Source organism: Candidatus Protofrankia californiensis (assembly GCF_900634765.1).
GTDB lineage: Bacteria > Actinomycetota > Actinomycetes > Frankiales > Frankiaceae > Protofrankia > Protofrankia californiensis.
This window is the reverse complement of the sequence record NZ_CAAAFT010000010.1, coordinates 1-13,661: the sequence shown is the minus strand read 5'-3', so window position 1 is coordinate 13,661 and position 13,661 is coordinate 1. Positions and strand designations below refer to the sequence as shown.

At 66.7% G+C, this 13,661-nt stretch carries 12 protein-coding genes; 5 read left to right on the top strand and 7 right to left on the bottom strand.

Annotated elements, in window-relative coordinates; genetic code table 11:
- Positions 1-417: 417 nt before the first annotated feature.
- Together DD1DGNOD_RS00435 and DD1DGNOD_RS00430 are read right to left on the bottom strand one after the other, a co-directional pair.
- Positions 418-1,845: a DNA phosphorothioation-associated putative methyltransferase gene (locus DD1DGNOD_RS00435; protein WP_131766133.1), complete on the bottom strand. Its 1,428-nt coding sequence runs from the start codon at positions 1,843-1,845 to the stop codon at positions 418-420.
- Positions 1,846-1,862: 17 nt separating this feature from the next.
- Complete coding sequence (locus tag DD1DGNOD_RS00430; protein WP_206442855.1) at positions 1,863-3,029, bottom strand: aminotransferase class V-fold PLP-dependent enzyme; 1,167 nt, start codon at positions 3,027-3,029, stop codon at positions 1,863-1,865.
- A 328-nt stretch (positions 3,030-3,357) separates the two neighbouring features.
- Between DD1DGNOD_RS00430 and dndB the strand changes: the two genes are divergently transcribed.
- From dndB to DD1DGNOD_RS00410, 4 genes are all read left to right on the top strand, one after another.
- Positions 3,358-4,482, top strand: a complete 1,125-nt coding sequence (dndB, locus tag DD1DGNOD_RS00425; protein ID WP_131766134.1) for a DNA sulfur modification protein DndB — start codon at positions 3,358-3,360, stop codon at positions 4,480-4,482.
- A gap of 95 nt (positions 4,483-4,577) precedes the next feature.
- A complete protein-coding gene (dndC, locus tag DD1DGNOD_RS00420) occupies positions 4,578-6,038 on the top strand; it encodes a DNA phosphorothioation system sulfurtransferase DndC (protein WP_206442853.1) in 1,461 nt (486 codons plus the stop codon).
- Positions 6,035-8,083 carry a DNA sulfur modification protein DndD gene (dndD, locus tag DD1DGNOD_RS00415; protein ID WP_131766136.1) on the top strand — a complete coding sequence of 683 codons (2,049 nt, stop codon included), beginning with the start codon at positions 6,035-6,037 and terminating at the stop codon, positions 8,081-8,083. The genes dndC and dndD overlap by 4 nt, the downstream gene beginning before the upstream one ends.
- Positions 8,080-8,493: a DndE family protein gene (locus DD1DGNOD_RS00410; protein ID WP_131766137.1), complete on the top strand. Its 414-nt coding sequence runs from the start codon at positions 8,080-8,082 to the stop codon at positions 8,491-8,493. The genes dndD and DD1DGNOD_RS00410 overlap by 4 nt, the downstream gene beginning before the upstream one ends.
- A 51-nt stretch (positions 8,494-8,544) precedes the next feature.
- Here DD1DGNOD_RS00410 and DD1DGNOD_RS26295 read toward each other — a convergent pair whose 3' ends face one another.
- The 5 genes from DD1DGNOD_RS26295 to DD1DGNOD_RS00390 form a co-directional block, all read right to left on the bottom strand.
- On the bottom strand, positions 8,545-8,694 hold the full coding sequence (locus DD1DGNOD_RS26295) for a RagB/SusD family nutrient uptake outer membrane protein (RefSeq protein WP_165034857.1): 150 nt from the start codon (positions 8,692-8,694) through the stop codon (positions 8,545-8,547).
- A 115-nt stretch (positions 8,695-8,809) separates the two neighbouring features.
- Positions 8,810-10,315: a tyrosine-type recombinase/integrase gene (locus DD1DGNOD_RS00405; RefSeq protein ID WP_131766138.1), complete on the bottom strand. Its 1,506-nt coding sequence runs from the start codon at positions 10,313-10,315 to the stop codon at positions 8,810-8,812.
- The gene (locus DD1DGNOD_RS27585; RefSeq protein WP_206442852.1) at positions 10,290-10,631 is read right to left on the bottom strand and encodes a hypothetical protein; all 342 of its coding nucleotides are present in this window, start codon (positions 10,629-10,631) and stop codon (positions 10,290-10,292) included. The genes DD1DGNOD_RS00405 and DD1DGNOD_RS27585 overlap by 26 nt, the downstream gene beginning before the upstream one ends.
- Positions 10,632-11,020: 389 nt before the next feature.
- Positions 11,021-11,896, bottom strand: coding sequence for a TRM11 family SAM-dependent methyltransferase (locus DD1DGNOD_RS00395; protein WP_241255368.1), 876 nt, complete (start codon positions 11,894-11,896; stop codon positions 11,021-11,023).
- Positions 11,889-12,488, bottom strand: coding sequence for a hypothetical protein (locus DD1DGNOD_RS00390; protein ID WP_131769185.1), 600 nt, complete (start codon positions 12,486-12,488; stop codon positions 11,889-11,891). Before DD1DGNOD_RS00390 ends, DD1DGNOD_RS00395 begins: the two co-directional genes overlap by 8 nt.
- Before the next feature lie 342 nt (positions 12,489-12,830).
- Here DD1DGNOD_RS00390 and DD1DGNOD_RS00385 point away from each other — a divergent pair, with 342 nt between their 5' ends.
- Positions 12,831-13,580: a hypothetical protein gene (locus DD1DGNOD_RS00385; RefSeq protein ID WP_131766140.1), complete on the top strand. Its 750-nt coding sequence runs from the start codon at positions 12,831-12,833 to the stop codon at positions 13,578-13,580.
- Positions 13,581-13,661 lie beyond the last annotated feature (81 nt).

The following is a 13,661-nucleotide window of genomic DNA, read 5'->3' as shown; positions in this document are numbered from 1 at the left end:
ACCTGGGCCCGGCGTGTCGGGACGGAAACACCGATCTTGAAACAGTCCCACGCAATTCATTGTGCGACCGAGGCTCCAGTATCTCTGGATGCCAGATTACACACAGTCTGCCACAGCTGCGACGGTGAACTTTCGGGAGTCCCGTGAAGTAACGTTAGGTGGCGGATAGTTGATCTCCAATTGAGGTGGTGGGCCGCTCTCACGAATCGTTTGGGCCCCTGTGAAGTCTTGCGTGGAGCTGTGTGCACTTAAGGGACTACGTAGAGTTATAAGACTCCCCTGCTTGTGGGCTGATACTGCATGCATCGTCAACAGGACGGGCGCCGTAAGCCATGTTGATCCAGGCTTTCTCCGAGGTGGCTCAGCCAAAGTTACATCGAGCGCGGGTCCGACCGCCGTCCATCGGGATACGAGCCTTTAATCCCTCACGATGCGGTGTCCCTTAAGGTGCAATCCTGCGGCCTCGAGAACATTTGTCCATCCTTGCTCAGTCCCGATAAGGTGCGGTTCCGTGTAGAGCCCGGCCGCTACTTCACGTTTGGTCAGTCGTGCGTAGAGGTCGCGGCGCGGGTGCCGGGAGGGCAGAAATTCTTCTTTCCGATGGAGAATCGGGCGGTTGGCGGAGGCCGTGTAGTCGCGAGTCTCCACTTTCGTTTGCGCAAGATTTACCAGCGTCGATGTCGCGAGGCGTGGATGGCCTTCTGCGTCGAACTCGGGGTACTCGAGGAAGGACACCGCTGGTCGGTCGTGGTGGAGCTTGAGGATGTTGGCCAGGGGTGGGCGACCAGCGACGAGTTCGGCGCAGGCGATATAGACGCGGAGCGCGGCGCTGAGAGAGGGTTCGCAGTCGGTGTGTACGTAGAGTGCCGTCGGTGTGAGCTTCCCGATACGGCTGGCGTGTGTCGCCCGCCGTATGAACGCGGGCTGGGAGAGAGCGGCGAGGAGCTGGTCGGCTCTGCGGCTCGCTTCGTGGTAGGTGCCGAAGTGGAAGCGGGCATCGTGCTGGAGCGTGGGAGGAAGATCGCTCAGCCGGGAGCGGCCGTGGAAGGCGTCCATGGCCAGGACAACGAGGAGGTCAGTCTTGCGGCGCCTGCGTGCGCCGTCGAGTTCCTCGGGGGCGAGGAGTTCGCTGGCCGCTTTCGTTGCGCGGGTGAGGGTCCCGAAGCGCTGCTCAGCATGCGCGTACAGGTCGTGCGCCTCGTCTTCTTTGGGAGGGCGTCCATGGTGGCGCAGCCATGAAGCCAGATCGGCGAGGGTGTCGCTCCCGGCAATGAGATCGGGGCCGGTGGAGTATCTGTGGGCAAGGTAGCGGGCACGTGCCTCGTGCGTTCGGAAGAGGTAGAGCTGGCCGGGACGGGCTGTCACCGCGCGTACTGGGACGACCTGCTGCGCCCAGGTAGCGAAGGTTTCGGGGTGCGAGAGCACCTGGAACGTTCCACGGGAGGTCAGGAGTCCGTCGCGGTGTGCAGTGCCGTGGAGTCGGCGGGCATCGTGATGGGTGCGTACGGCGACGACGAGGCACTCGCGGGCGAGCTGCCAGGCAGTGACAAGGGTGTGGGCTCGTTCGGCCGGGTCCTCGATGACGTTGAGGACGTAGGTGAGGAGAACGACGTCCGCGGGGCTCGGCAGAGGATGAGGTTTGTAGTGGGGGTCCCAACCGCTGATGGTGATGTCGGCGGCGGCGAGGCGGCGCATGTCGCCGCCCTTGCCGCAGCCATAGTCCAGAACGGTCCGCCCGTCGAGGATCTTGTCTGCCAGCGCCTGTCGGGCCGGGACCGAGAGACCTGTGCGGGCCATGGCGGTGCGTTCGCGTCGGATAGTCGGCGCACCGTTGCGGGTCGTCATCGTCAGGCCGGGAGACGCTACTGGATTGGCGCGGCCAGGCCGCGGACGCGGGCGACGGCTTCGGCCCAGTCCACTGCAGGCGACAGATGGGACCAGGAGATCCGAAGGGCTCTCCGTACGCGGTCCTCTCGCAGGCCCATCGCGGTCAGCACGTGGCTGGGTTTGTAGCTCGCCGACGTGCACGCGGAGCCGTTGGAGACGGCCACGAGTTCGCGCCAGGCGACCATGACAGCCTCGGCGTCGGCCCCGGGAAGGCTGACATTCAGCACGTGAGGAAGGGCCGTCGTCGTATCCCCGTTGATTGACAGGTTGAGGGGTTCTAGGCCGTCGAGGACCTGGGTGCGTAGCCGTAGGCATTCCTTGCGGCGGGTGTCGTGCTCGCGGACAGCGAGGTCGGCAGCGAGACCGAGACCGGCGATCAGGGGAACCGGCAGGGTACCGGGTCGCAGGCCCCGTTCCTGACCGCCGCCGACGAGCAGGGGGGTGATCGGGGGCCGCCGGTAGCCCCGCCGACGAGCAATGAGCGCGCCGACCCCCTTCGGCCCGAAGATCTTGTGCCCGCTGACGCTGATGAGGTCGATGCGAGGGTCTCGGAGCGCCTCCAGCTCCTTGCCGAAGCTCTGGGCGGCGTCGACGTGGAGCCATGCCGGATGGCCGGCCATGGCAGCGGCCACCTCATCGATTGGTTGGAGCACTCCAGTCTCGTTGTTAGCATGCATGACGGACACAAGCAGCGTGTCGGCGCGCAGGCGCTGAGCGACATCGTCGGCGTTGATGCGGCCGTTGCTGTTGACGGGCACTAGGTCGACGTCGAAGCCTCGGTCACGGAGTCTCGCTAGGGGCTCCAAAATCGCTTTGTGTTCGATCGTCGTGCTGATGATGTGGCGACGGTTGGAGCGCTCGCCTTCCGGCTCGAATCCGAGAAGAGCGAGGTTGTTTGCCTCGGTGGCACCGGAGGTAAAGGTGATCTCGTCGGGGCTGGCGGCAACGACATCCGCGACCTGCCGGCGAGCTCGGGTGACGGTGTCGAGGGCGTCCCGCCCGTAGCTGTGAGTGCGGCTACCGGCGTTGCCGTACTCGGCGGTCATGAGTCGAAGCACCTCGGCCGCGACCCGCTCGTCCACCGGCGTGGTGGCGCTGCAGTCGTAGTAGGCAATCACAGGCGTCCCTTCCTCGAACGGCACGATCTCGCGACCGGGCAGGCTCGATCCCGTCCACCGGCGTGACACGCTTTGCCCAACGGGGTCGAGGTTGGCTCGATGCCGTTTTACGTGTGTATTTTGACGTAAGCCTGATCGATGGTGACGGCCGCCCTGCCATCCCAGGGGCGGCTGCGGGACGTGGGAGGAGCGTGCGCGGGTGACCTCGCCGCCAACCCCAGCCCCGCAGGCGAGGCGGGAGCCCGCCAAGCCCGCCCGTTTGGATCTAGCCGTGACGCCGAGCGGCCCTGCTGCTGGTACGGACACTACCGATCCCCGCAGGGCCCCTCGTCGAGACGTCGCGGCAGCCGATGTGTGGCAGGGGCCGGACCTTGAGTACGCCTTCCCGGCTGTACGAGGGGTGCAGGCAGGGCGCGTGTTTTTCGTGTCCACGTGTCCGCTGAGGGTCGTCGCCAAGCTCTTCGTCTATGACAGCGAGGAGCTGCAAGCGGACCTTCGGGCGCAGCGGGCGCTCAACAAGGGTCGCCTTCCCGAACTGGTCCGCTACATGGTCGACAACCCGACCAGCTACGTGTTTTCCGCACTGACGGTCAGTATCGACGGGGCGGCTTACTTCTCCTCACTGCCAGGAACGGATCTTCGAACGTCTCCTCTGGGTACCCTGCACGTTGCCATGAACGCTCGGTTCGTCATCAACGACGGTCAGCATCGGCGGGCGGCGATCTGCGAAGCGATCCGGCAAGCTCCTCGTCTCGCGGACGAGACGATCGGCGTCGTCTTCTTTCTCGACGCGGGACTTGAGCGCTGCCAGCAGATGTTCGCCGACCTGAACCGACATGCCGTCCGTCCCTCGACGTCCCTCGGCGTCCTCTACGACCGTCGCGACGCCGACGGCCAGCTGGCCCGGCTGCTAGCGCTCGAACATCCTATATTCCGAGGTTTCGTTGACATGGAGTCATCGAGCCTGCCGAAGGCGTCAGGAAAGCTGTTCACGCTGTCGGCCCTTTACGGCGCCACCAGGACTCTCCTGCATGGTCTCGACGACCTCAATCACGATCAGCGTCGTGCGATTGCTTTTGACTACTGGGCTGTCATTGGCTCGCTGATGTCAGGATGGGCGCAGGTGCGGGAACAGCGTTTCCGCTCCAGCGACCTGCGCGCGCAGTTTATCCACAGCCACGGTATCGCCCTTGCCGCGTTCGGACGCATCGGCAATACTATAATTCGCGAAACACGCGATCCGGTGGCATGGCGCGACACGTTGTCCGCATTGGCAACGGTAGACTGGTCGCGGTCCAATCCGCTTTGGGAAGGGCGAGCACTTGTTGGAGGTTCTGTATCGAAGGCGCGCACCAACTTGCTGTTGACCACAGCAGCGATACGACGACATCTGGGTCTGGCGCTTCCGCCTGACGAGGAACAGGCCGAACAAAAACTCACCGAAGCACGGTCCGAGCAACGGAAGGGGACGGCATGACCACGCACGGCCCTGTAGCTCGCCCAGCTTCAGAAAAGCCTCGGCGCACCACGGCGGTCACGATATCCCGACGGTCTGCGTTCGCCGATCAAGGTATGAGAGTGGTAGTCGACGGGCTACTTGATGAAATCGCTCGCCTCTACCGCGAAGACGACGTGCCCTGGGTCGTCGGCTACTCGGGAGGCAAGGACAGCACGGCGGTCCTGGAGCTCGTCTGGCTCGCCCTTGCGCGCATGCCCGAGGCACAGCGGACGAAGCCGGTCCACGTCATCACCACTGATACCCTTGTGGAGAACCCGATCGTCGCGGCGTGGGTCGAGCAAAGCCTCGACGTTCTTCGGTCCGCCGCGGAACGATGTGGGCTTCCGATCCAGCCGCACCGCCTCACCCCGGCGGTAGAGGACACGTTCTGGGTGAACCTCATCGGCCGTGGCTACCCGGCGCCGCGGCCTAAGTTTCGCTGGTGCACCGAACGGTTGAAGATAAAGCCGAGCAACCAGTTTATCCGGAACGTGGTACGTCGGCACGGTGAAGCGATCCTCGTACTGGGCACCCGTAAGGCCGAGTCTGCGACCCGCGCCCGGGTCATGACCGCTCTTGAACAGGGCCGTGTCCGAGACCGTCTTTCCCCCAACAGCAAGCTCCCGAACTCGCTCGTCTATACACCGGTTGAGGACTGGACCAGCGATGACATCTGGACCTTTCTCATGCAGGTCGACAATCCGTGGGGCTATTCCAACCGGGACCTACTCACCCTGTACCAGGGCGCGTCTGCGGACGGTGAATGCCCCCTCGTCGTCGATAGCAGTACGCCGTCGTGCGGCGACAGCCGCTTCGGGTGCTGGACGTGCACGCTCGTCGACAAAGACAAGTCGATGACCGCGATGATCCTCAACGACAGTGAGAAGGAGTGGATGCTCCCGCTTCTTGAGCTACGTGACGAACTCGACGTCTCCGACGACAGGAGCCTGCGTGACTTTCGTCGCATGAATGGGACGGTCCAACTCTTTCACGACCAGCCGATCCCCGGCCCCTACATGCAGGCAGCCCGGGAGAACTGGCTGCGGAAACTCCTCGCGGCCCAGGAGTACGTGCGTGCTCATGGTCCCGACACGGTTCGGAACATCGAACTCGTGACCCTCGCTGAACTGGAGGAGATCCGCCGGCTGTGGGTTGTGGAGAAACACGAGTTCGAAGACCGGCTACCCGACATTTATGAGGAGGTGACCGGTCGGGGCTACCCGGGCCGTGATCTTGGGGAGCGGCTTCCACTGGGCAAGGTCGAACTCGATCTTCTTGCCGAGATCTGCGGCGAGGACCGGCTGCACTTCGAGACCGTCCGTGAACTTCTCGACGTGGAACGCCGCTACCGGCACATGGTCCGCCGGACGGGTGTCTATGGGGCGTTGGAGAAGGCGCTCGCTCGTGGCTTCTACGCCGACGAGGCTGACGCGGTAGCACGGGCGCAGCGTCGTCGCGAGGCACAGGACAACGCCCGACAGGTCACCGACGTGGATCGGGTGGATCAACTCAGTATCGACGAAGGACAGCTGTGATCTTCGACGAGGTCGTCCTGCAGGACTATGGTGCCTTCGCAGGCAGGCAGGTCGTGCCTCTGAGCCTGCACGGTAACCGTCCCGTGGTGGTCATCGGCGCGCTCAATGGCAGCGGCAAGACGACGCTGCTCGAGGCGGTGCAGCTCGCCCTCTACGGTCCCTTGGCGCCTCCGACTAGCCGCCGAGGGCTCGCCTATGACACCTACCTCGCCCGAGCCATTCACCACGCGGCGGACCCCGGCCGGGGGGCCGCGGTGGAGCTCGCGCTCCGTGCCCACATCGACGGCGTCGAACGCGCCTACCGAATTAGGCGCCGGTGGCGGCATGGAGGCGGACGCGTCCGTGACGAGCTACGGGTCAGCGTCGACGGGCAGGATGATCCCGGGCTCGCGGAAGCCTGGACCGAGCACGTGGAGACGCTCGTCCCCCGCGGTATTGCCGGGCTGTTCTTCTTCGACGGTGAACAGATCGAGGCGTTCGCCGACCTTGCCGCCAGCCGGGAGCTTCTCCAAACCGCCATTGGTGGGCTTCTCGGCCTCGATCTCGTCGATCGTCTCGTCAGCGACCTCGACCTCCTCGAACGCCGCAGGCGCACGGAGGCGGCCAGCGACGAGACCACCGTGCAGCTCACTGCCGCCGAGCAGCACATCACCCAGCTCGAGCGGGAAGTGGCAGAGGCCCGGCATGCATACGAGGACGCGCAGGCCGACCTGACCGCCGCGCACAAACAGCTCGCATACATTGAGGAGCAGCTCGTCCGCGAAGGCGGGCGGGCGTACCGGGACCGCCTCACGCTTGAAAGACGTGCACAGGCGGCGCAGGAAGCAGTGGCGGTAGTACGGGCACGCCTCGTCGATGCCGTCGGCGAGTCCGCTCCCTTCCTGCTCGTACCGGACCTTCTGGCACGTCTCGCCCGGCAAGCCCACGGCGAACAGGAACAGGCGGACAACCAGCTCCTCGCGCAGATCCTCGCCAGCCGCGATGCCCAGCTGCTCGATGTCCTGCGCGAGCTGGCCTCTTCAGGCGAGTTTCCCCCGCCGGCGATCGAGACTGTCGCGCAATGGATGGGCGAGGACCGCGACCGGCGCAGCACAGTATCGGCGCCTTCCTGGCTCGGCATGTCACCGGATGCGCTGGCCACACTCGACCAGCTCCTCGACAGCGGTCTTGCGGCAGCCCGCATGGTGCTCACGCGTCTCCTCGACGAGCACGAACAGGCGGTGGTGCAAGAGGGCCTTGCCAAACGTGATCTCGACACCGTCCCACACGGAGACGTCATCGAGGACCTTGACGCCTCCCGTGCGAAGGCAGCGGAAGTGGTCAGTGTAGCGGCGAGAGCGGTCAAGAACGCGGAGGCTGCTGTCGCATCGTCGGTTCGTGCCCGCGGACGTGCCGAGACCCGACGCCACAGCCTCCTCGAGCAAATCGGCCAAGCCCAACTCGCAGAAGAGGACGCCCAGCGCTTCCTCGAACACACCGCCCGTGCACGGGACACTCTCGCCCACCTCCGCCTCGCCGCAACGGAACGTCACGCAAGCCGCATCCAGGCCCGGGTTCTGGAGGCGTGCCGAACCCTCTTCCACAAGCCGGATCTCATCGCGGACGTCCGTATCGATCCGGCTACTTATGCACTGACTCTGGTGGGAGCCGACGGCCGCGCTGTCGAGACGACTAGCCTGTCCGCCGGCGAGCGCCAGTTGTTCGGTGTCGCTCTGCTGTGGGGGCTCGCGCGGGCTGCTGGCCGCCCGCTTCCGGTCATCATCGACACGCCGCTGGGCCGTCTCGACGGTCCCCACCGCGCACGATTCGCCGAGCGGTACCTTCCTAACGCCGCCCACCAGGTCATCGTGCTCGCAACCGACACCGAGGTCGGGGAAGACACCCTGCAACGGGCCGACACCTTCATCAGCCATACCCTGCACCTCGCAACCACCCCACGCGGCACCGTCGTCCGCGAGGGACCACTCCCGCTGCCCCCAGCGGTAGACATGGCAGCCACTCACGACCGGCGCGCTAGCCGCGCCGCGGTGGGGAGCTACGCGTGACAGCCGCGAACCGTCCCGATCCGCCGGAGGCCATCCGCTTCGGCTCTGACATCCGCGACGCCCTGATGACGCTCGTCCGACGCACCGGGGTTAAGCACCGCAACGTCCTGTGCCGCTGGGCACTGTGCCGATCGCTCGCCGAACCGTCCCGTCCCCCCGCACTACCCCCACGGGGAGAACCCGCGGTCGATATCGCCTGGCGGCTCGTCGCCGGCAATCTGAGTGAACTGTGGTGGCTGCTGTTCCTCACCCGCCTGCATGACGACGGACTGCCCTGGGATCAGCAGACGACATCGGAGGAGCTGCATCGCCACATCGCCCGAGGCGTCCTATATCTGGCTGGAGACAGTGCGATCAAGGATGTGACGAGCCTGCCGAAACTCGCTCTGGGAGCACACGCCGATCGGTAAACCTCCAAGACGGCGCGAAGGAGTGACCTTCGCGCCGTCTTGGAGGTGGATTCACATGCGGAGAACCGGGCTGGCGTGCCCGGACCTCATCGCAGCCTCGGCCAAGATCAGGAGAGCTTCGATGATGTCGCGGGGTACGAGACGAGCGAGCCGTAACTCGGCATAGTCCCTGCCGGCGTAGGGACCTTCCACCGGAACCATCGTGCTGTCCGCCGTCAGAAGCCCAGCGTGGATGTACCAGCCCGATACCGGACTCCCGACTACCATCAGGCGCAGTCGCGGAGCGATCACTCTTTCCGACGCCACCGCGGTCAACCTACCGGCCCCCAGCCACAAGTCCAGTGGCCGGAGGATCGTCAGGATCGTCGTCCTGCTTGCGTCGGCGAGGGATAAGTCGGACGACGTTCTCGGCGATTTCGCTGGCCAGATCAGGAAGGAGGTGTGTGTATGTATCGGCGGTGAGGGTGATAGTTGCGTGACCGAGGAGTTCCTGAACGGCTTTGAGGTCGGCTCCGGCGGCCAGAGCGAGAGTGGCGGCGCCGTGGCGGAGGTCCCGGAGTGTGATCGGTGGCAGCTCGAGGGCGCTGGCGATGTCGTGGAACAGGTCGCTGACCTGGCTGGGATGCAGGGGCTGGCCGTCGGATTGGGTGAAGACGAGGTCGGTGTCGGGCCAGCCGTCTCCGTAATCGGTGCGTTCGCTGTCCTGCCAGGCCCGGTAGGCGTGGAGTAGCCCGATGGTTGCGGTGTCGAGGGGGACGGTGCGGTCGCCGGCGTCGGATTTCGGCCGGTCCATTGCGGTGGCCCAGCCGAGTTGCGCGATCTGCCAGCGGATGTCGATGGTGGCGTGGTCGAAGTCGATGTCGGCCCAGTGCAGGCCGCAGGCTTCGCCGCGGCGGAGTCCGCGGTAGGCGATGAGTCGGAACAGTGGGTAGAGGCGGTGGGTGGCGGCGCGGTCGAGGAACGCGCCGATGTGGGCGGGTGTCCAGACCATGACCGCGGAGGGGATTTCCCCGGTTTTGCGCCAGCGGGCTTCGCGCTGCGGGGTCCACAGGAGTGCTTTGGGGCGTTTCCCGGAAGCGAGTTCGACGTGGGCGGCGGGGTTGTGCGTGATGAGGCCGCGTTTGATCGCGGTGTTCAGGGATGCACGCAGGACGGCGCGGATGCGTTGTTTGGTGGCGTTCCCGGTGATCCGCTGCCCGCGGACGGACAGCCGGGTGTCGGGGTCGGTGGAGGCACGGGCGGCACGGATGCTGCTGGTGCGCTCGTCGATGGCGGTGAACATGGCGTCGAGGTGGGAGACGGCGAGCCGGTCGAGACGGATGTCCCCGATCGCGGGTTTGAGATGGTGATTCACGTAGGAGGTGTAGCCGAGCAGGGTGGATCGGCGGATGGTTTTGCGGCCGGCGAGCCATTGGTCGAGCCACTGCCCGACGGTCATCGTGGGGTTGAGGTCGGCGTTGCGGTGAAAACGCCGACGGATGTCCTCGACACCGGGCAGGGATTGTTTCCCGCGGATCGCGGCGGTGATGAGGTCGGCGATACGGCGCAGACCGGCATCGTCGTCTTCTCCGGTGATCGCGAGCAGAGCCTGGATGTGGGTGATCTGGTCCTGGGCGGCTTGCTGGCTGGGAAAGCCGCCGCGGCGGGCGTATCGGCGCCTTCCATCGGGGTGGTGGGGGAGGTCGATAGCGTAGTACCAAGTGCCATGGGTGGGGTTCCATCCGCCGCCGGTGCGGCGGAGTTTCGGGCAGGTCCTTCCCTGTTCTCTGCCGTTTGGGTCACGGCAGCTGCATCTTTTATAGGTGGTTCCCTCTTTCTCCATGGCCGGTTTCCTTTCTCGGGTTGGTGTGGTGGGACGGCCGGGTTGGTGCCGCTGGGTTTTCATTGATGCTCGACCCATCGTTTTCCGTCAAGCGGATACCACCGGTTTCTTTTCCGATTCCGAGTAGGGCGAGGAGCGGCGCGACCGGAACGGTGTACCGGGTTCCGATGCGGATAACGGGAACAGGGAAAGTGCCGGCGTGGGCAAGGGTGTAGCTTTTTGTGCGGCCGATGCCGAGGATCTGCCCGGCTGTGGTTAGGGTGGTGGTGGAGCCGAGCGCGATGACGCGTTCGGCGGTCCAGGAATGACGGGACACGGAGGGTCCTCCTGCGAAGGAAAAGCGAGTTCCCGGATCCGGACGGCGTTGCCGGCGCCCCTGTGGGATGGTGCGGAAAGATGTCATGCTGCTGGGGATGGGCACGGTTGGGCAGGTTGATCCCGACCCGCTGCGGGGCACGTTTCGGGTCAGGGCCGGATCTGGGTTCCGGCTCCGAGGTCGCGCGGCAGGGTGTCTGCCCGACGGGTTGTGGCCGTCGGTGCCGGCCTGTGCGTCCCTTGCCGGATCTGACGCTTGTTGCACGTGCACGTTTCGTCAGATGGTCGTCAGCGGAGTGTCAGACGGGGCTGATCGGGAGCGGGTCAGATTGGTGTTCCCGCAGGTCGCGGCTGTGTCAGATCGGCCGGCGGGAGAAGGTTGCAGTCCATTCATGTGGCCCTCCCATCGGGATCGGATCCGTCCTGCCTGCGCAGGAGGAGGACGTCTTCGTGGGCGACGGCGTGCAGCGGGGTGCCGGCGTCGCGGGCCGTCCGGGTGTTGTGCAGGGCGAAGAACGTGGTCCTCGGGACGAGGCGGGTGCCGCGTAGGCCCGTGAGCAGCGCGACGGCGCGGTCGGCGCGGAGCAGGCCGGCGTGCGTGGCGAGGTCGAGGATGGCACCGGGGAGGTCGACGAGTTCCCCGTCCTGGCGGTACGGGCGGGCGGCGATAGCGATCAGGCCGTCGAGGTGCAGGAGTGCGGCGGCGCCGGTGAGGATGTCGGTGAATCCGGCGAGTAGGCCGTGCAGGTCGTGGCGGGCGAGGTTTCCGGTGCCGTGGCCGTAGTGGTAGTCGCGTTTGTGGACGCCGCGGGTGCGGTCGGCCTGGACCTGCCCGTGGGTGGCTTTCCCATAGGGCGGGGAGGTGAGAACCAGCGCGACCTTTCCGGCGATATCGGAGGGTGCGATCGCGGGCAGTCGGCGGGCGTCGGCGGTGAGGATGCGGATGGTTCCGTCCGCGTTTTGGCGGGTGGCGAGGGCGGCGTTGGCGCGGGCGATCGTCGCCCAGCGGGGTTCGTATTCGATGCCGAGGGCGTGGCGGCCGAGATGCGCGGCTTCCACGCAGCTGGTCCCGATCCCGCACATCGGGTCGAGGATCAGCTCTCCCGGTTCGGTGAACGTGGCGATGATATGGCGGGCGAGCGCGGGCAGCATTTTCGCGGGATGGGCGACCGATTCCGGGGTGTAACGGTCGATGCGCTGGACGCGGGGGTGTTGCTGGGCGGTCGCCCAGACCGACAGGGGAATCGGACGGTGCGGGTCAGCCACGGCCGCCTCCCGGGGTGGTGAAGACCGCCAGGTCGGTGTGCACCGGGGTGAGCAGACCGCCGGCTGGTCTGCGGGGGCCGGCCGGGTGGAGGTGGCCATCGGTGATGGGGGTGGTGAGCAGGACGATGTGTTGGAGATAGCGCAGGCCGGCGGCGCGGGCGGTGGTAATGCCGGCGGCGAGTGGGTCGGTGGGACCGCTGGTGGGGGTGTGGACGGTGAGCAGGATGCCGCCGGGACGGAGCATGCCGGCGGTCCGGACGAAGCCGGGGAGAAGGACCTGCGGTGTGCCGGCCGGTGGACGATCGATGACCAGACCGGCTGTCCCGGCCATCGGGGAAAAGTCAGGACCGTCGGTTTCCCCGCCGGGGCGGCTGACGGCCATATATCTACGGTGGAGATGGGTGGTGGCGTCGCGGAATATCGCCGGACCGTCGATGACGACAACGAGATCGTTCGGTGTGCTGAAGGCGGCGACAGCGCGGGCGGCGGCGGCTGGTGGGATATCACCGGGCGGTGCGTCTGTCATGGTGGGCCACACGGTGAGCGGAACGGTTCTGGGGTGGTCGCCGACGGCGGGTGGGGACAGGGACACGAGTGTTCCTCCGTCACAGGGGGGTGCGTGCCGCGCCCACGGCCGAGTTTCGGACGGGGCGGGAGGGCGCGGGGGGTGAGAAACCCCGGGAATCGCGCGGTTGAGGTGCACTCCGAGTGAAACCGATGGCGTCTGACAGTGATCTGACGGGCCGGGCATCGGCGGGAGAGCCGTTCGCTGTTAGATCACCGTCAGAGGAATATCCGTGCACCGTCAGACCGGTGTGCGCTGTTCATGTGGCCGGGTCAGATTGGTGTCAGATCACCGTCAGATCGGTGTTAGATGGGGTGTGGCGTCCTGAATTCCGGCGTTCTTCAACGCCCGGATGAAAGGACGGCAGCTATGACCAGACCTGATATTTTTTTTCCGGCAGGCGGCTCGGCGCTGGATACCGCTGAGGCGGCTTTTTACACGCTGACCGCTGCCCCGGACGGCCTGTCGGTGGACGGCACCGTCATCCATCCGGGATTGCCGCAGCGGCCTATCGGCCTGCGGGAGCTGCGGGTGCTGCTGGCGCACCCGGCGACGTCGGCGGCGGCCCGGCATGCCGTGTGGGCCTATCTGGTGGGCCGGCGGGAGGAACCGGCGTGGCAGGTGGGCGCGGTCGGGATCGCGATGCCGGTGCTGCGGCGGACCGCGGGCCGGCTGGCCGCCGGCTACCCCGGTGACCCGGCCGATCTGGACGCCGAGGTCCTCACCGGGTTCCTGGTCGGGCTGCGGCGGGTGTCGCCCGCGGCGCCGCGGCTGGGGGTGCGGTTGGCGTGGGCGGCCTACCGGGCCGGGGTGGACGAGGCCCGCCGGCACAGTGTGGCGCTGCCGGGGGGTGGCAGCGGGCTGCCGGTGGCGGCGGCGATGCCGCCGGCTCCCTGGGGTGCGCCGCGGGGGGTGCTGGCCCAGGCGGTGGCCGCGGGGGTGCTCTCGGCCGCCGACGCCGCGCTGATCGAGGTGAGCCGGCTGGACGGGGTGCCGCTGGCGGAGTTGTCCACGGTGTCCGGGCCGGGGGAGGAGTTGGCGGTGCGGCTCGGTCGGGCGGAGACCCGGCTGGCGCAGGCGATCGTGACCGGTCGGGTCGGGGTGAGGTTGCCGTGCTGACCCGCCGGCCCGGTTCCGCACCGGCGGGCCCGTCCCGTGCGGCGGGGGCCGGTCGTGCCGCCGGCCTGATCCGCCGGGTGG